16 protein-coding genes are annotated in these 18,040 nt (G+C 68.8%); 7 read left to right on the plus strand and 9 right to left on the minus strand.

The window, feature by feature from the left end; translation table 11 throughout:
• Positions 1–9 precede the first annotated feature (9 nt).
• Complete coding sequence (locus ACWF9G_RS09390; RefSeq protein WP_379308236.1) at positions 10–1,233, minus strand: PucR family transcriptional regulator; 1,224 nt, start codon at positions 1,231–1,233, stop codon at positions 10–12.
• A gap of 210 nt (positions 1,234–1,443) precedes the next feature.
• Here ACWF9G_RS09390 and ACWF9G_RS09395 point away from each other — a divergent pair, with 210 nt between their 5' ends.
• A complete protein-coding gene (locus ACWF9G_RS09395) occupies positions 1,444–1,920 on the plus strand; it encodes an HAD-IIIC family phosphatase (RefSeq protein WP_379308235.1) in 477 nt (158 codons plus the stop codon).
• 102 nt (positions 1,921–2,022) lie between these two features.
• On the opposite strand, the gene ACWF9G_RS09400 is transcribed toward ACWF9G_RS09395, so the two are convergent.
• Positions 2,023–2,904 carry a sigma-70 family RNA polymerase sigma factor gene (locus tag ACWF9G_RS09400; RefSeq protein WP_452514700.1) on the minus strand — a complete coding sequence of 294 codons (882 nt, stop codon included), beginning with the start codon at positions 2,902–2,904 and terminating at the stop codon, positions 2,023–2,025.
• 81 nt (positions 2,905–2,985) lie between these two features.
• Here ACWF9G_RS09400 and ACWF9G_RS09405 point away from each other — a divergent pair, with 81 nt between their 5' ends.
• The gene (locus ACWF9G_RS09405; protein WP_452514701.1) at positions 2,986–3,330 is read left to right on the plus strand and encodes a DoxX family protein; all 345 of its coding nucleotides are present in this window, start codon (positions 2,986–2,988) and stop codon (positions 3,328–3,330) included.
• Positions 3,331–3,366: 36 nt separating this feature from the next.
• Here the strand turns inward: ACWF9G_RS09405 and ACWF9G_RS09410 are convergent, their stop codons facing one another.
• Entirely contained in the window at positions 3,367–4,956 is a 1,590-nt protein-coding gene (locus ACWF9G_RS09410; protein WP_452514702.1) for a GMC family oxidoreductase, read from the minus strand.
• Between the two features lie 153 nt (positions 4,957–5,109).
• Entirely contained in the window at positions 5,110–6,600 is a 1,491-nt protein-coding gene (locus ACWF9G_RS09415) for an FAD-dependent oxidoreductase (RefSeq protein WP_452514703.1), read from the minus strand.
• A 182-nt stretch (positions 6,601–6,782) separates the two neighbouring features.
• On the opposite strand from ACWF9G_RS09415, the gene ACWF9G_RS09420 reads away from it, so the two are divergent.
• On the plus strand, positions 6,783–7,274 hold the full coding sequence (locus ACWF9G_RS09420; protein WP_452514704.1) for a glutathione peroxidase: 492 nt from the start codon (positions 6,783–6,785) through the stop codon (positions 7,272–7,274).
• A gap of 206 nt (positions 7,275–7,480) precedes the next feature.
• On the opposite strand, the gene ACWF9G_RS09425 is transcribed toward ACWF9G_RS09420, so the two are convergent.
• Positions 7,481–8,899 carry an MFS transporter gene (locus tag ACWF9G_RS09425; protein ID WP_452514705.1) on the minus strand — a complete coding sequence of 473 codons (1,419 nt, stop codon included), beginning with the start codon at positions 8,897–8,899 and terminating at the stop codon, positions 7,481–7,483.
• A gap of 136 nt (positions 8,900–9,035) precedes the next feature.
• Here ACWF9G_RS09425 and ACWF9G_RS09430 point away from each other — a divergent pair, with 136 nt between their 5' ends.
• A complete protein-coding gene (locus ACWF9G_RS09430) occupies positions 9,036–9,776 on the plus strand; it encodes an SDR family oxidoreductase (protein ID WP_452514706.1) in 741 nt (246 codons plus the stop codon).
• Positions 9,777–9,860: 84 nt separating this feature from the next.
• The gene (locus ACWF9G_RS09435; protein ID WP_452514707.1) at positions 9,861–10,691 is read left to right on the plus strand and encodes an SAM-dependent methyltransferase; all 831 of its coding nucleotides are present in this window, start codon (positions 9,861–9,863) and stop codon (positions 10,689–10,691) included.
• Between the two features lie 19 nt (positions 10,692–10,710).
• On the opposite strand, the gene ACWF9G_RS09440 is transcribed toward ACWF9G_RS09435, so the two are convergent.
• The 3 genes from ACWF9G_RS09440 to ACWF9G_RS09450 all read right to left on the minus strand — a co-directional run bounded on the left by ACWF9G_RS09440 (position 10,711) and on the right by ACWF9G_RS09450 (position 13,239).
• Positions 10,711–11,445: a Crp/Fnr family transcriptional regulator gene (locus ACWF9G_RS09440; protein WP_452514708.1), complete on the minus strand. Its 735-nt coding sequence runs from the start codon at positions 11,443–11,445 to the stop codon at positions 10,711–10,713.
• 103 nt (positions 11,446–11,548) lie between these two features.
• A complete protein-coding gene (locus tag ACWF9G_RS09445) occupies positions 11,549–12,769 on the minus strand; it encodes a globin domain-containing protein (RefSeq protein WP_452514709.1) in 1,221 nt (406 codons plus the stop codon).
• Positions 12,769–13,239 (minus strand): RrF2 family transcriptional regulator, encoded by a 471-nt coding sequence (locus tag ACWF9G_RS09450; protein ID WP_452514710.1) that lies wholly within the window; start codon positions 13,237–13,239, stop codon positions 12,769–12,771. Before ACWF9G_RS09450 ends, ACWF9G_RS09445 begins: the two co-directional genes overlap by 1 nt.
• Before the next feature lie 843 nt (positions 13,240–14,082).
• On the opposite strand from ACWF9G_RS09450, the gene ACWF9G_RS09455 reads away from it, so the two are divergent.
• Positions 14,083–14,727, plus strand: coding sequence for a TetR/AcrR family transcriptional regulator (locus ACWF9G_RS09455; protein ID WP_452514711.1), 645 nt, complete (start codon positions 14,083–14,085; stop codon positions 14,725–14,727).
• A gap of 72 nt (positions 14,728–14,799) precedes the next feature.
• Here the strand turns inward: ACWF9G_RS09455 and ACWF9G_RS09460 are convergent, their stop codons facing one another.
• Complete coding sequence (locus tag ACWF9G_RS09460; protein ID WP_452514712.1) at positions 14,800–16,827, minus strand: PHA/PHB synthase family protein; 2,028 nt, start codon at positions 16,825–16,827, stop codon at positions 14,800–14,802.
• On the opposite strand from ACWF9G_RS09460, the gene ACWF9G_RS09465 reads away from it, so the two are divergent.
• Positions 16,815–18,023, plus strand: coding sequence for a PucR family transcriptional regulator (locus ACWF9G_RS09465; RefSeq protein ID WP_452514713.1), 1,209 nt, complete (start codon positions 16,815–16,817; stop codon positions 18,021–18,023). The genes ACWF9G_RS09460 and ACWF9G_RS09465 overlap by 13 nt on opposite strands.
• Positions 18,024–18,040: the final 17 nt, after the last annotated feature.

The raw sequence follows: 18,040 nt of genomic DNA on the forward strand, positions 1-18,040 counted from the left end.
GGGAGCAGGTCAGGCGGCGGAACGGTAGCTGCGCGCGACGAGCGCGGAACGCAGGTACCACAGACCCGACGGCTGGGTGGGATCGAAACCGGTGAGCTGGCCGATCCGCTTGAGCCGGTAGTCGACGGTGTTGGTGTGCACGTGCAGGACTCGCGCGGTGCGCTGGCGGTTGAGATTGTTGGCGATGTGGCGCTGCAGGGTTTCCAGCAGCTCGGGGTATTGATCGAGCGGGTCGAGCAGCGAACCGAGGAACTCCCGGCCGGGGCCGGGGCGGGTCAGCTGGTACTCGAGGGCCAGCTCGTCGAAGCGGTACAGCCCCGAGGTCACCTCGAGTCGCTGCACCATGTCGAGCAGTTCGTGGGACTGGTCGGCGGCGTCGGGGACGCCGGTCGTCGAGGTCTCGACCATCGCCGCGGTGATCCCGACCTGGGCGGCCTGGGAGAGCTGGGCGACCAGCGCGGTCAGGCCGTCGCGGTCGAAGGTGTCGGCGGGGATGAGCACCGTGCCGCCGTCGACACTGAGCAGCGACAGCGCCGAATCCCCGCAGCGCTTGGCCAGTTCGGCCTGCACGCGGCGCAACTTGCGGCGGGCGACCACCTTCGCGTCGAGGGCGGGGTTGGCCTCCTCGCGGTGCGGCGGGATCGCCAGCGCGAGCACCGCGTAGGTTTCGGCGATCGCGATCCCGCACTCGCGGGCCATCGTGGAGGTGCTGTGCCCGCCGAGCAGGGCCGAGGTGAGCGTGTGTACCGCGGTGTGGTGCTCGCTGACGACACCGCGCAGTTCCCGCACGTAGGCCAGCGACACCTGGGCGGTGATGGTGTCGAGCATTTCCATCACCATCTTCACGCCGTCGACCAGGTTGTCGTAGTCCTTCACCGACGCGTTGGCCACGACCAGGTCGAGGCCGATCTTGAAGCCCTCGGCGATGGAGTGGTGGATCGTGTCGATCGGCACGCCCTCGCGGGCCCAGCCGCTGGCCGCGTCCTGCAGGCGCTGCAGTTTGTTCGGGATGTCGCGGCCGTCGAGCATGCTGACGGCGAATTCGAGGCAGATCCGGGTGATGGTGGTGACGTCGCCGGTGATGGCGTCGCCGGGCAGTGTGCCGCAGGGGACGACATTGGCGACGAAGTGGCCGACCATCTGCCGGGAGAGGGCACGGACGTCCTTCAGCGGCGACGACATCGGCTGACCCGAGATGGTCAGCGATTGCCGGGGTGGATTATCGACGGACATCTGTGTTCCCTTCGCCCAATTTCGGCTGTGCCCCCGCTGTCCAGCGACTTCACCCTAGCCAACCGGCGCCGATGCCGGAATGGAACGTCGGGTAATGGGTCGCGGACTCATGCTTGCCTGCCTGCTTGGTGAGCGGTCACAAGTCTGGTCCATCGGTATGAGTGGTTGTAGAGTTCTCCGCGCCGGAACGAACCGATAGGGGGCACCACCATGCGACCTGCCGTCCGTTGTCTGGTCTGGGAACTGGACGAAACGCTGTGGGACGGTGTGGTCCACGACGCGACCAGCACCACGCTGCGCCCGCAGGCACTGCGCACGCTCACCAAGCTGAGCGAGCGCGGTGTGCTGCACGCTGTCGCGGCACGGGGTGATCGTTCGCGCACGCTGCGCACGCTCTACCGGCACGGGCTGTACGAGATGTTCTCGGCGGTCGAGGTGGGCTGGGGCCGCAAGTCGGCCTCGATCGTGCGCCTCGCCGACACCCTCGGGCTCGGCCTGGAGGGGATGGCGTTCCTCGACGCCGAGCCGGTGGAACGCGCCGAGGTCTCACGCGCCCTGCCGATGGTGCGCTGCTACGCCGCCCGCAATGTCGACATGCTGCCGCTGCTGGCCGATTTCCGGCACGACCTGCGCTCGGGCCCGGTGCCGACCCCGCCGCTGGGGTTCGCGCGCGTCCCGGCGCTCTGACCCACGCGAGTTCGCCTGCGCGCGCTGCGTTTACGCACTGGCTGCGGTATCGCAACCAGTGCAAAGTTGCACAGTGTGCCAAAACGGCGGTGCCGCACGGGTTCAGGACGGGTCCGGCAGGAGCGCCAGCGTGAGTTCGGCCAGCCGATCCGGGGCGGCGACCACGTCATAGGCCGCGATCCGGCCCGCGCGGACAGTGAACGTGACGGCGAACAACGGCGTGCCCGCCTGTGCCACCACCAGGCCGGGCCGCCCGTCGACGAGGAGCAGCACGGCATCGCGCGACCGCTGCCGCAGCACCAGCGTGCCGTCGGCGACCGCGGCGGCGCCACGGACGAGTGCCGCCATCCCGGGCGGTAGGGCCGCCGGATCGGCCGTGCGCACCACGTCCGGTGCGAGCACGGCCAGCAATTCGCCCAGGTCACCTTCGCGGGCCGCCTTCAGGAACGCCGCCACCGCGACGCGTTGCTCCGCCAGTGCGGCCTGATCGACGCGAGCAGGCGCGTGTACCCGGAGCCGGGCCCGGCTGGCGAGTTTCTTGGTGGTGGCCGGTGTCCGCCCGAGTATCGGCGCGATGTCCGCGAACGGCACGGCGAACAGATCATGCAGGACGAACGCGACCCGCTCCTCCGGCCCGAGCACATCGAGCACGACGAGCAGGGCGCGTCCGACCGAATCCGCCAGCAGCGCTTCGTCCTCGGGATCGGCGCCAGGTCCGGTGGCGCGAGCATCGACGGCCGCCACGTCGGTGGTCTCGGCGCGTTGCGCGCGAACGCGCAGGGCGTCCAGGCAGATCCGGGTCACGACGGTGGTCAGCCAGCCGTCGATATTCGTGATCTCGGCCGCGGCCACCCGGTCCAGCCGCAGCCAGGTCTCCTGCACCGCGTCGTCGGCCTCGGCGGCGGAGCCGAGCATCCGGTACGCGATGCCGCGCAGCCGAGCGCGCCGCTGCTCGAAGGCGAGCGCGAGCGAATCCGCGCGCATCGGTCACCTTTCGGTCGGGCCGTTCGTCACAGACGACGACGGCGACTGCCGTCGATCACCGTAGACCGGAGGAACCATCCGATGCACACCAGCTATGTCGTCGTCACCGTGCTCGCCGCGCTGGCCGCACTCGCCGCCGCCGCGATCGATGTCGTGCGTGCCGACTGGGTACGCGAGAACATGCGCCACTACGGCGTCGCACCGTGGACACTCACCCCGTTGGCCGTGATCAAGGCGGCCGGTGGGCTGGGTCTGCTCGCCGGTCTGGCCTACCGCCCCCTGGCCGTCGCGGCCGCGGCCGGACTGGTGCTGTACTTCGTCGGCGCCGAGCTCACCGTGCTGCGTTCGCGCTGGTACGCCCATCTGGGCTACCCGCTGCCGTATCTGCTGCTGTCGGCCGGGTCGCTGGCGCTGGCCTCGGCGTGAGGTGGTGGCGCGCCACATCGGGGCGCCACCACTGGTTCAGGACTCGGCCAGGATGAAGTCCGCGGCCTGCTCACCGATGAAGATCGCCGGAGCGTTGGTGTGCCCGCGGATGATCAACGGCATCACCGAGGCGTCGGCGACGCGCAGGCCCTCGACACCGCGCACCTTCAGATCCGGGGCGACGACGCTGGCGGCGTCGGTGCCCATCCGGCAGGTGCCGACCGGGTGGTACAGGGTGTGCGAGAACTTCTCGATGGTCAGCGCCATGGTCTCCTCGAGATCCGCGGGCGCCTCCGGCGGGTAGATCAGCGCGCCGAGCGCGCTCTTGAGCGCGGGCTGGCCGACCAGCCCGGCGCACACCCGCAGGCCCGCCATCAGCGCGGCGCGGTCGGCGCCGTCGGCATCGGACAGGTACTGCGGATCGATGACCGGCTTGGCCGTCGGATCGGCCGAAGCCAGGCCGATCCGGCCACGGCTGCGCGGGCGCAGCAGGATGGCGCCGACGACGACGCCGTGTTCGGTCGGCTCCACCAGACCCTCGTGATAGAACGGCGCAGGCGCGTAGATCAGCTCCAGATCGGGGTGCTCGAGCTCGGGCTCGCTGCGCACGAACCCGTACGCCTCACCGACATTGGAGGTAAGCATGCCGCGATGCCGGATGAAGTAGTTGAGCAGCTCGAGCGGCTTCTCCGCCGTGAACAGCGAGTCCGACTCGACGCTGTAGCCGAGCGCGGCGATCAGGTGGTCCTGCAGATTCGCGCCGACCTCGGGGGAGTGGGCGACGACCTCGATGCCGTGCCCCTTCAGCTCCTCCTCGTCGCCGATGCCCGAAAGCTGCAGCAGCTGCGGGCTGTTCACCGCGCCACCACACAGGATGACCTCGCGGTCGGCGGTCACGGTGTGGGTCTGCCCGTCGTGCAGGTATTCCACGCCGGTGGCCTTGGTGCCGTCGAACAGCACCCGGGTGGCCAGCGATTCGGCCCGCACGGTCAGGTTCGCGCGCTTCATCGCAGGCCGCAGGTAGGCATCGGCGGTGCTCCAGCGCCTGCCGTCGCGCTGGGTGACCATCGTCTGCGCGAAACCCTTGGGCGCGGGCCGGTTCGGCGACTCGAGCTCGAGGCCCGCCTGGCGCACCGCCTCGAGGAACGCGTGCGTCGACGCGCGCGGGCTGCGCTGGCGCTGCACGTGCAGCGGACCCTTCGAGCCCTCGTCGGGGAACTGCGCGTCCTGCACGTTCTCGATCTTGCGGAACTGCTCGACGGCGGCCGCGAAGTTCCACTGCTCACCCGCGAGGAGCCCCCACTCCTCGTAGTCGGCGCGGAAGCCGCGCACCCACATCATCGCGTTCATCGACGACGAGCCGCCGAAGGTCTTGCCGCGCGGCCAGTAGATCTGGCGGTCGCCGAGGCCGGGCTGGGGTTCGGTCAGATAGTCCCAGTCACGTTCGGTGCGGAACAGCTTCGAGAACGCCGCCGGAATATGGGCGTACTTGTCGTCGTCGGCCGGACCGGCCTCCAACAGGACAACCGTGGTGCCCGGGTCGGCGCTGAGCCGATTCGCGAGCACCGCCCCCGCTGACCCAGAGCCGACGATCACGTAATCCGCGGACGTCCCACCTGCTTGCACTGTCCAACTCCGATCCTGCGCTGCATCTGTCGTAGCCAACTGGTCGCGCCCGCGCACGGACTGAAAAGTCCGCGAGCACAGCCGGACTCGTCGTCCGGCCCGAGCGCTGCAAGCAGCGTACTGACAGTGCGGCTCCGGTGGGTGCCGCGCGCCTCAGTCGGTTCCCGCCGCTGCGGCGGCCTTGCCGGCCCGGCGACCGTAGAAACTGCCGTCGCCGAGCGAGGCGCCGCTGACGTAGCCGTACGCGCACAGCCCTGACGTGCAACGACCCGCCGCGTACAGGCCCTCGATCGGCTCACCGCTGACATGCAGCACCCGTGAGTCCAGATCGGTGCGCAGGCCGCCGAGGGTGAATCCGGCGGTGAGCCCGCGCAGGTCGAAGCCCGCCAGCGGGGGCGTGACCGGGCGAACCCACTCCGGTTTCTTGCCGAGCAGCGGGTCGCTGCCGTTCTCGGCATGCCGGTTGTAGGTGGCGATGGTGGTCTGCAGAGTCTGTTCGGGCAGGCCCATCTCGGACTCGAGCTCGGCCACGGTTTCGGCGACCCATTTCGGCGGGACACGGAAGAACGGGGTGGAGCTCTCGGTCGTGAGGGCTTCCTCGAGCGAGGCCTCGTCGATGACGAGGAAGGCCTGGTTGTCGTTCTGCAGCAGCGTCGCCTGACCGATCCGGCCAGGGTAGGTGTCCTCGGTGACATACCGCTGGCCGCGTCCGTTGACGAGGATGCCGCGCGCCATCAGCTGCGGATCGCCGAAGATGGCGACCTCGCTGGCGTCCATGTGCGCCAGCTCGGCGCCGAGCGCGTGCGCCACCCGGATGCCGATGCCGTCGTGCTCCTCGATGGCAGCGCCGGGCCTGCCGCTCAGGCGCGGGGTGTAGCGGTCGATCATCTCGGTGTCGTAGGCGAAGCTGCCGGTCGCCAGGACGACACCGCGCGCGGCCCGCACGGCGACGGGCTTGCCGTAATTGGTCGCCAAGAGGCCGACAACGCGGTCCTCGTCGTCGACGATGAGCCTGCGGATACGGGTGTCGTACTCGACGGCGACGCCGAGTTCGGCGACGGTGTCGGCCAGGGGCTTCATCAGCATGTAGCCACCGCCCCGTTCACCGGTCTTCTTGTCCGCCATCTGCGGCACGTGGCCGCGGGGCGCCGGCTTCGCGACATCGAGGAACGGCGCGGCGTTCTCACCGCCGGAGTACATCAGCCCCTCGTCGTGCGGCGGCTCCCAGCCGGGCTCACCCCAGAACGACTCCTTGAACGGCACACCGCACTCGACGAGCCAGTTGTAGTGCTCGACGCTGCCCGCGCAGTAGTCCTCGATCTTGGCCTCGTCGACGCCGGGCCCGAGCGCGGCGGTGAGGAACGCGGCCATGTTCTCCGGGGTGTCGTCGAACCCGAGCGCCTGCTGCAGCGGGGTGCCGCCGCCGAGGTAGACGAAACCGCCCGCCAGTGCGGCGGCGCCGCCCCAGCCGCCGGTCCGTTCCAGAATGAGCACCTTCGCGCCCGCCCTGGCGGCCTCGATCGCGGCGCACACGCCGGCGATGCCGTAACCGGCCACCACCACGTCGGCCTCGAAATCCCAGTGCGTCACGGCGTTCGCGCGCAGCGGGCGGACGGTGTCGATCCGGTGGGGCTGTTCGGTCACGTGTTCCTCCGGTGCTCGGGTACGTGGGCGTTGCCGCCTATACACCCGAAATGGTGCCGCCTACCGCCCGACAAAACAAGAACGTGTTATAGAAGTTCCCGCCCAGCGGGACACTTGCGCCCCGGTCGGGCTCCGGTACGGTGGCCATCGAACCGACATAGACGAGATCTGGTGGTGTTGTGATGAGCGCGAACGTTCGAGACATTGCGGTGCAGACCCTGAGCGGGGCCGACACCACGCTGGGCGAGCTGGCGGGTGACCGGGCGGTGCTGCTGGTCAACGTGGCCTCCAAGTGCGGGCTGACCCCGCAGTACACCGGCCTGGTCGAGCTGCAGAAGACCTACGGTGAGCGTGGCTTCACGGTGGTCGGTGTCCCCTGCAACCAGTTCATGGGACAGGAGCCCGGCACCGCCGAGGAGATCCAGGAATTCTGCGCGGTCACCTACGGCGTCGACTTCCCGCTGCTGGCCAAGGTCGACGTCAACGGCGACGACCGCCACCCGCTCTACACCAGCCTGGTCGAGACCCCGGCCGCCGACGGCAGCGCGGGCGATGTGCAGTGGAACTTCGAGAAGTTCCTGATCGGCCGCGACGGCACGGTCGCCGGCCGCTTCCGCCCGACCGTCACCCCGGACGCGAGCGAGATCGTCACCGCGATCGAAGCCCAGCTCTGAGCTACGGCGCGTTCGCCGGCAGCGCGTACTGCGCGGCGGCCTGCTGCCGCGCACCCGCGGCCGCGGGGCCGCTGACGAACGCGCCGTACCTGCGTTAACTGACAGAGCAGCGCACCACCGTGGGTGCGCTGCCCGCTCGGCGCTCGGCGCACCGTGCGCCGGGGACCCGGTCGGGCCCGGCGACCGGATGATCGGAACCCGGTGCATCAGGGTCGCGTGCGGTGCACGGCGATGGCGGCCAGCGCTGCCGCCGCGAGGGAGGTCCCCGCACCCATCAGATGGACGACCACCAACGCGCCGCTCGCCGACGTTGCGGCGAGAGCGAAGAACACCGAGCCGAATGTCGCGATCCCCACGACGACACCCATCTGCACACTCGTCACGAGAATGCCGCTGGCGTCGGCGGCGAGCGCCATCGGGACCGTCGACAGCGCCCTGGTCATCAACGGGCTGAACGCCAGGCCGCTGCCGAGACCGAGCGCAGCGAAGGCGAACAGCGCCGCCGGACCGAGGCCGGCGCCGTCACGCAATAGCACGGCCAGCCAGCCGAGCGCCGCCGCGCCGAGCACCAGGCCGAGCGGAATCATCCTGGCGTGCCACTGTTTCGGGATGCGTTCCCAGTACAGCCCGGCCGCGGCGAACATGATGCCCATCGGCAGGAACTGCGTCCCGGCGTGCAGCGCGCTGTAGCCCAGCTCGCCCTGCAGATGGATCGCCATCGCGAACAACCAGCCGCCGAAACTCGCCATGATCAGCAGCAGGGTCGCCGCGGTCACCAGCAGGCCGGGCGCGGCGAGTACCCGAGGCGAGAACAGCGGCTCACCACCGCTCGCCGCGACCCGGCGCTCGATGCAGGCGAACACCACCAGTCCGAGGACCCCGGCACCGAGGCACACCCAAGCCCACGCGGGAAAGCCCAGTTCACGGCCGAGGACCAGTGGAACGACCAGCAACAACACGGTGACCGTCAGCGTCGCCAGACCGGGAACATCCAGCCTGCGGTCGGTCCGCGCCGCGGTAACCGGAAGAACCCCCGGCGCGACAACCAGCAGGGCAAGGCCGAGTGGCACATTCACCAGGAACACCCCACGCCAGCTGCTGCCCGCCAGGTCGGCATCGACGATCAGCCCGCCCAGGATCTGACCGGCCACCACGCCGCCGGAGATGATCGCCGCGTAGATGCTCAACGCCCTGGCTCGCGCCGGACCGGTGAAGGTGCGCTGGATCAGCGTCATCACCTGCGGCACCATCGCCGCCGCGCCCGCACCCTGGGCGAACCGGAACACGATGAGCGACAGCTCGTCCCAGGCCAGCCCGCACGCCAGCGACGCGACGGTGAACACCGCGAGCCCCGCGACGAAGGTGCGCCGCTGAGTGAAACGATCGCCCAGACGTGCGCCGCTGATCAGCAAGACCGCGTACGCGATGACATACCCCGCCACGATCAACTGCAGCGCCGCACCGCCGGTCCCGAGGCTCGCGCGGATCGACGGAATGGCGACATTGACGATGGACGCGTCGAGCACCGCCATGAACTGCCCGGTGAGGAGGACGACGAGCACGGCCGCCGAACGCCTGCCCGCCGGTACTGGGTGCGCCGGTGCGGGCGCGATGGTCTGTGACATGCCCTGATCGTGTGCCGCCGCGCCGGTGGTGACCAGGAGTCCGCTGACACGGGTACCGCCACTACCTGCCTGATGTCACACTCCGCCCGCGTCTTTCGTCGTCCCGTCGACCAGTACACCGTCAAAGGAGAAACGAATGCGGATCGCAGTGATCGGGGCGAGCGGACGGATCGGCCGCGAGGTGGTCGACGTCCTGAAGAACAACGGCGACGACATCGTCGAGATCACCCGCACGGCAGGCATCGACGTGCTGACCGGCCACGGTCTCGCCGCCGCGCTCACCGACGTCGAGCTGGTGGTGGACGCGGTGAACGCCGAAACCACCGACACCGCGGCGGTGACCGAGTTCTTCCACACGATCGCCCGCAACGTCGGGCAGGCCGCGGCGGCGGCAGGCGTGCGGCGCATCGCGGTGGTCTCGATCATCGGCATCGACGCCTTCACCGCGGGCCACTACGCGGGCAAACTCGCCCACGAGCGCGCCTACCAGGAGGGACCGGTTCCCGTGCGCATTCTGCGTGCGGCCCAGTTCCACGAGTTCACCGAGATGATGCTCGACTGGACCACGGTCGGCGACCGGGCCGAAATACCCGCGTACCGAGCGCAATTGGTGGCCGCGCGTACGGTCGCCGAGCACCTGGCCGACCTCGTCCGCACCGACGGACCCGCCGTGGTCGAGATCGCGGGCCCGCAGCAGTGGCGGCTCGTCGACGCGGTGGCGCGGGTCGCCGCCCGGCGCGGCGCGCCGGCCCAGGTGGTCGAAGTGCTCGACCCGACCGACCCGGATCACCACCTGCAGGCCGAGGGCGCGTTGCTGCCCGGACCTGGTGCCGTCATCGCGGGCCCGACCTTCGAGGAGTGGCTCGAACGACGGTAGGCGGAGCCGGGTTAGCCTCTGTGCCAACGGAATAGATGCTCTACGCTGAATTCGTACAGACGGTCCGAAGCCTGGAGGCGCCCGATGTCGCAATCCTCTGCCGCCTACCCCAGCGCCGTTCCGGTCGGGGTGGACACCACGCGCGCGAGCATCGCGCGCGTCTACGATGCCGCGCTCAACGGCAAAGACAACTACGAGGTGGATCGCGAGGTGCTGGCCCAGGTCCGCACCGTCGCACCGCAGGTCAACGATCTGGCCTGGGCCAACCGCGATTTCCTCATCCGCGCGTGCCGGTTCCTGGCCAAGTCGGGGATCGACCAGTTCCTCGATCTCGGCTCCGGCCTGCCCACCGCGGAGAACACCCACCAGGTGGTCCAGCGGGTCAACCCGCAGTCGCGGGTGGTCTACGTCGACAACGATCCGTCGGTGCTGGTGCACGCGCGGGCTTTGCTGGCAGGCAACAGCCGCACCCGGATCGCCGAGGCCGACATCTTCCGCCCGCTCGAGGTGCTCGGCAACGAGACGGTCCGCACCGAACTCGACTTCACCCGCCCGCTGGCGCTGTTCCACATCGGCACCCTGCACCACTACCTGGGTGAGGACGGCCCCGCGCTGATGCAGACCTACATCGACGCACTGCCGTCGGGTTCGTTCGTGGCGATCGCCCACTTCCACGACCCGCAGACGCCCGAATACAGCGAACTGGCCCGCAAGATGGAAGAGAAGTTCATCCACAGCCCGATGGGCAGCGGCCGCTTCCGGACCAGAGACGAGATCCAGGCCATGTTCGGCGATCTGGAGATGGTCGAACCCGGCCTGGTCCGCTGCGACGACTGGTGGCCCGACGGCCCGCACCTCACCCCGCTCAACGACGTCCGCCACTGCATCGTCGGCGGGATCGGCCGCAAGCGCTAGCGCCGAAACGGTTCGGCATTCAGTGCGCCGACTCGAGTCGGCGCAGTCGTTCGGCATCGACGATGCTGATGGCTTCGTCGTCGATGCTGATCAGATCGTGGCGCTCGAACTCCTTGAGTGTCTTGGTCAACGACGGGCGGTGCACCCCGAGCATGGCGGCGATGGTGCGCTGGGCGAGCTGGACCGAACCGTCGACGGCCTCGTCGAGCAGCAGCTGGGCGACCTGGGTGCGCAGCGGGCGGCCGAGCATGTTGATCAATCGTCCCTGACCGGCCGAAACCCGCTGGGCGACACTGGAAAACCAGCGACGGGCGGTCGCGGGATCGTTGGCGAGCAGCGCCTCGAAGGCGGAAGCGGGCAGGAACAGGCAGCTCGCGTCGATGCGTGTGCGCGCGGTGTAGGCCAGTGGCATCCCCAGCAGCAGCGCGATGTCACCGTCGACGTCGCCGGGGCCGAGCACATCGACGACCGCACGATCCCGCCCGGAACCCACCGACAATTCGACCTGGCCTTGCTTCACCATCCACACCCCGTCGGCGGGTGCACCCGCGGAGAACACCAGCGTCCCGGCCGCGAGAGGTCCGACCTCGACCCGGTCGGCGAGTTCGGAGAGCTCGCCGAGACTCAGCGGCGCGGTCGGCCCGCGGCCGACGCACCGCGCGATCCAGGCCGCATGACGCAACTGGTCGTCACCGAACGACTCCTCACCCATCGCGTGGACCAGGTGGGAGAACGCCCGGTGGCTGTGGATCATCGCTGACTCCTGGACGTAGGCGAACCTGTCATCCGCTGACAATTATCCTCGCGCGGACGACGGAATGCGATGCCTCAGCGGTCGTCGGCCAGGGCGGTTTCGCTCAACGACGCCAGTCGGTGGGGGTGAACTGTTCGATGTGCACCCGCTCGGCGGGTATGCCCGCCACGGTCAGTTGCGCGCGCACCGCATCGAGGAAACCCTCGCCACCGCACACGTAGATCTCGGCGTCGTCGGGCAAGGCAATCGCCGAAAGATCCAGCCGGCCCCAATGCGCGCCGTCGGTCTCCTCGGCGTACCAGAAGGCGACCTCGGCCCGGTCGAGACGGTCGACGAGGGCGAGCACCCGCGCGCGCAGGGGATGGGTGCCTGCGTTGCGATCGGCGTGCAGCACCTGGACCGGCCTACCCGGATCACGGGCCGCGAGATGTTCGAGGATGCCCACCATCGGGGTCACGCCGACGCCTGCTGAGATCAGCACCAGCGGTGTGGCGGCGTCGGGGTCGATCGTCAGATCGCCGAAGGGCAGCGAGATCTCGAGTTCGTCGCCGGTCGCGACCCGATCGTGCAGCCAGGTCGACACCTCACCGGCCGGGCATCCAGGCATCGCGGCGACCCGCTTGACCGCGAACGCCAGCGTGCCGTCCCCACCCGCCTCGATCAGGCTGTACTGGCGCAGCTGACGCGCGCCGTCGGGCAGCCGAACACCCACCGAGATATATTGCCCCGCAACGAATCCGGGAAGCGTTTCGGCCGGGTCTACGGCACGAACGCGGAAGACGGCGACACCCGCCGGATCGTCGCTGCGCTCGGTCACCGTCACGGCGCGGAACACCTGACCCGGCTGCACCCCGGACTCGATATAGAGCTGCTTCTCCAGATCGATCAGCGCATCGGCCATCAGCCAGTACACCCGATCCCACGCCTCGGCGACCGGAGCGGTGACGACATCGGCGCCGAGGACCTCCACGATCGCGGCGAACAGGTTGTCGTGCACCACCTGGTACTGCTCGGCGGTGATACCGAGCGAGGCGTGCTTGTGCCCGATCCTGGCCAGCATCGCCGACGGATGCGGCAGAGCGGGGTCGACGAGGTAGGTCGCGAAGGTGGCGATCGAGGCGGCGAGCGCGCGTGGCTGGCTGCCTTGGGCCTGGTTGCCGCGGTTGAACAGATCGCGCAGCAATGCGGGATGGTTGCCGAAGAGGGTCCGGTAGAAGACGGAGGTGATTTCGTCGACGGCGGCGGCGATCGCCGGGAGTGTCGCGCGCACGATCTCGGCCTGGACCGGAGCGAGTTCGGGTTGCGAGCGGGTGGGTGCGGTCATCAGGGCTCCTCGGCATCAGCGGGCGCGCGACGCGATGTCTGCGCGCGCAACGGCAGCAGCTGCCCGGTCGAACCGGCGACGAGATCGGCCACCGTGAACCGGTCGAGCTCGCGGTAGAACGCCTCGGCGGCCTGCGCCAGGACATGGCGCAGGCGGCCCCCCGCGATCATCGGCGACGACGGCGGCCCCGCGCACTCGAGGACCTCGGGACGTTGTTCCAGTTGCCGGATCAACGTCCCGAGCGTCGTCGAGCGCGCGGTATCGGTGAGCACCAGCCCGCCGCCGCGGCCACGGGTCGTCGCGATCACGCCGATCTCGACGAGCCGGGCCACCACGGTGGACACGGTGCGTTCGGAGGCACCGACCTGGTGGGCGATCGCCTTGATCGTCACCCGGTCGCCCGCCTGGTCGGCAGCGGCCAGGCGCATCACGGCGCGCATCCCGATATCGGTCGACGCGGTCAGCTGCATGGCATCGACGCTACCGCCCGGCGAACCCGGTATTCGCCCTGATCAGCGGTGTCTTCGATTACGCATGGCGCTGCGTAATTGCCGTCACAGCGCGTCATCGAGGTAGCTGAGCAGCCACGGTTCCCACCGGGTCGAAGGCGGGTGACGGGGGCTTTGATGCAGAATGTGGAGGTGATCGATAGACCGAAGCCGAAGTTCGAGGCACTGGCCGTTGTGGGATCGACGGGTGCCGCGACGCCTGTCAGCGGTTAGTTCGATGCCGGACCAGGAAGCCGGGACAGGTTCGCGAAGCGACCTGGCGGAAGTCGATTCGATGCGCTGGAGCGGCTGCGGCGGAAGTGAGACGAGATGAAGGCCTCCGAAGGTGGTTCTGGCGAGGCCGAGGGCCGGGCGTCGAACGTCGTCCGGTTGCCGAAGCGGCCGCGGCGAGGTCGAGACGATGTCGGCGAAGCCCGGCGTCGGCCTTGGCCCCCGGAGGCTGTCTACGATCCGGCACCCACCCGTCCGGTGACCCGAGCGGAGTTGCAGAGCGCATCAGGTTCGTGGCCGGTCGACGCCGTGGCGCAGGCGGGCGAGAACGCCGAGCATGAACACAATGTCATCGACCTCGGCGCCTCGCGTCGGAGACGTGCCGGTACGGATGATGTGCCCAGGGGTGCTCGGCCGAGGGTGATGCCGCGCAGAATCGGATCTGGCGAGCGCAAACAGGGCGGCGACGCCGATGCCTCACCGCCGGACAGATCTGGACGGTAGCCGCTTCAGCGCCTCGATCATCTCGGCGACGCCGGGGGGCCTCGAAACCTTCCCACGGGTTCCCGGGTTTCGTTGATACGATTTCGAATCGTGTTCGATAATTCCGTGGTTCCGAAGGCCTCGGCCCGTCCGGCGCCGGTGCAACGCCGCGGCGTCGAGCGTGTGCAGGCGATCCTGGAAGCGGCGGAGGCGCTGCTCCGTGAGCAAGGCTACGAAGCTGCGACGTTGAAGGCGATCGCCGAACGGACGGGCATCCCGCTGGCATCGATCTACCACTACTTCGCCGATCGCAACCACGTCGACGTCGAGTTGGCGCGCCGCCACTCGGAGGAGTTGAACATCCGTATCACCGCTGGGCTCGAGCAGCGGGTAGCGAAGAATCTGGGCCAGGCCATCGACACGATCGTCGACCTGTTGCTCGCGTACTACCGGGAGTTCCCGAGCTTCGTCGAACTCTGGTATGTCGGGCGTTCCCCGGCGATCGGCGAGGTCGCCGCGGCCTTCGACGAAGCGCAAGCCGAGCGGTTCCGGCGCCATCTGATCAACCGTGGCTTCCTCGCGGACGACACCCCGCAGCTCGCCGTCGACCTCGCGTTCGAAGCCGGTAACCGGCTGTTCGACGTGGCATTTCGACGGTCGGTGTCCGGCGACGAGCCCACCATCTCCGAATTGAAACGCCTTGTCACCGCCTACCTCGCAACGTACTCGCCGCAGATCGTGAAGGGAGGCCGATGAAAACCGCATCGGCCCAACCTGAGACCACCGACGTCGACGCGATCACCGTGACGATGACCGCGCGCCTGACGCTCAGTCGGCCATGACGTAACTGCCCGGGGCGACACCGAGCGGGCGGAAGTCGGCGTTACCCAGCGTGGCCGACGCCGGCTTCGTGTGTCCAGAGCGGTCGCCGAGCCACGCGGCGTAGTCCGGCCACCAGGACCCCTGTACGGTCGCCGCGGCGCTGCGCCAGTCCGCGGGGTCGAGCGAATTGCTCTCCGACACTTGGTAACTGGACTTGCGGTTACCGGGTGGGTTGACGAGCGCGGCGATGTGGCCGTTGGTCGACAGGACGAAACGCACCTTGCCGCCGAGTAGTTGGGCGCTGCGGTAGCAGTTGGTCCAGGGGCAGATGTGGTCGGCCGAGCCGGCAACGACATAGGAGTCGACCGTGATCTCGCCCAGGTCGATGGGTGTGCCGAGCACGGTGACCGCGCCGGCGGTGGCGAGCTTGTTGTGCAGGGCGATGTCGATGAAGTCGCGGTGCAGTGCGGCTGGCATCCGGGTGGTGTCGGCGTTCCAGAACAGAATGTCGAACCTGGGTGGGGTCTTGCCCTGCAGATAGTTGTTGACCCAGTAGTTCCATACCAGATCGGCTGGGCGCAGCCAGGCGAAGACTTCCGCGAGCGTGCGCCCGTCCAGGTACCCCTTGCTGTGCGACCGGGCGATCGCGGCACGCGCGATACCTTCGTCGATGAGCGAGGCGGCGACGCCTGCCCGGTTCTGGTCGATCATGGTGACGAGCAGGTTGAGGCTGGCCAGTTCGGCGATGCTGCCGGTCTGGGCGTGGTGTGCCGCCGCCATGCAAGCGATCAGGCCACCCGAGCAGGCGGCCATGGCGTGCACGGCGCCGACGCCAATGATCCGGTCGACCACGCCGAACGCGTCGATGACGGCTTCGGCGTAGGCATCGGTGCCCCAATCACGGTGGCGTTCATCGGGATTGCGCCAGGAGATCATGAACACCTGCTGGCCTTGCCGGACCAGGTACTCGACGAGGCTGCGGCCAGGAGCCAGGTCGAGGACGTAGTACTTGTTGATGGTGGGCGGAACGATCAGGAGCGGTACCTCGCGCACGGTCTCGGTCTGCGGCAGGTACTGGATCAGCTCGAACATCTCTGTCCGGTACACGACGGCTCCCGGCGTGATCCCGAGGTCGACGCCCACCTTGAAGGCGTCGGGCTCGACCATCGCCGGGATCCGCGGCGAGCTGGCGAAGTCGCGCAGCAGGTTGCGTGGGCCCGAGACGGTATTGGAGCCGTTGCTGGCGAAGAACGTCTTCCAGGCGACGGGGCTGATCAGCGGATTATTGCTCGGGGCAACGGCTTCGAGGATGTTCGACAGGACGAACTTCATCCGCTCGGCGTCGCGCCACTCCATCGGCGCGTCCTCGACGAGCCCTTCGGCCAGCTCGTTCGTGGCCAGATAGGCCTGCACGATGCGCTTCAACAGCGGGTTGTTCGACCATTCCGGGTCGGTGAAGCGCCGGTCCTTCGGTGGCGGTGCGAGCTCGGAGGTGCCTTTGACGATGCGGCCGAGTTCGTCGACGAGCTTGCCGACCCGTGTCTTGACCCGGTCGGGGCGTTTGGCGAGAGCGTCGAGGAAGCGAACTCCCGAATTGCCGGGCAGCCACCGGTGAGCGGGACCCAGCGCGGCGTCGATCAGCAGGTGATCGAAGGGAACAACGAACTCCGGGTTGTCACTGGTCGTGCTGGGATTGATGATGGCGACTCCACTCTTGTCGGCCGCGCGGGCACAGTCCGCGCAGCATGCACTGGCCGGTCCGCGTCGATCTGGTAGCCAGATCTCGTTGGTGCGGTGGTCGACGACCGAGTGGTGGGTCTGCTGTTCGCAATCCGGTGGCGAACGCACGATGACCCGCATCTCAGTGCGGCCACCGTGCCGAACGCGTACTAGAACAGTCGCGCATCGCGCCGGTTCAGCCAATGTCGGCGCCGACAACGCATCACCGGAGAACGTGTCGGCGCCCACAGTCTGTTCGCTCGATGCGGCACCGGCCGTTACCTCGTGGATAACCTGTCGAGGTGCCTCCTTCACGTCTCGCTCCGCCGGTGGCGAAACTGGCCGCTGACCTGCTCGATCAGATCGATCAACTGGCAGACCAGCTGCTCGACCGGATCGCCGAGCAGATCGAGATCTACCGCGTGGGGAGCATTGTCGGCCGCGGCGAGTTGCGAACATCGCTGATAGTCAACATGAATCAGATCCTGCCCCGGTTGAGCGGCGAACCGGGGGCCGAGCTTTCGGCGCCCCGGCATATCGGACGCACCAGGGCCATGCAGGATATGCCGCTGCCGGAGGTGCTGCGCGCCTATCGCCTCGGCTTCGCGTTCTTGTGGGAGCGGTTGCTCGCCGCGGCCCGTGACTCGGGCCAGAAGTCGGTGGATGCGCTGCTCGACACCGCGACGACGGTCTGGGAACTGGCCGACGACTTTTCTCTCGCCCTGACCGAGTCCTACCGGGAGGCGATGAGTGAACGGATGATCGCGGCCGACCGCAGGCGATCCGGCATCATCTCGGCGATCCTGGACGGGCCCGCTTCCGGTTCGCTGAGCGCCTGGGAGGTCGCGAAGCTGCTCGACCTGCCCTACGAAGGCACCTTCCTGGTGCTCGTCGCGGAGGTGACGGGTTCGAACTCCTCGGCGCTGCCGCGACTCGAGGACCGCCTCCGGCAGCTCGACGTCGGTTCGGCATGGCGCTCCCAACCGCAGCACGAGATCGGGGTGCTCTCCCTGGGACGCCGTGACCCGGGGGAGGTGCTCGCCTCGGTCGCGCAGGTGGCGCTCGGACGTGTCGGCGTGAGCCCGCTGTTCCACCGGCTCGACGGTGCGGCCAGGGCGTTGCGGCTGGCCCAGGTAGCCCTGGAGACCTCGGCGCCCGGCACGAAGGGTATCCGGAGCCTCGACGACGACCCGCACATCGATCTCCTTGTGCGCGACCGGGATACCACCCGCCGGTTCGTGGTGCGCGTGTTGCACGGCGTGCTCGCCCTGCCCGACCACGAACGGACGACGCTGCTGGCCACCGCGACGGCATGGATCGACTCGCGTGGCTCGGCCGCCGAGGCGGGCAGGTTGCTCTACTGCCATGAGAACACGGTCCGGCACCGCATCCGTCGCGTCGAAGAACATCTGGGTGGCTCGCTCGACGACCCGCGGTTGCTGAGCGACCTCACCATAGCGCTGCAGGCCATCCGCGCGTTCCCGGAGCTCGGCAACCGGCTCGACACCTGAGCGTCGTCCCCAACCTG

The sequence above is a fragment of the Nocardia sp. NPDC055029 genome, from assembly GCF_053608525.1.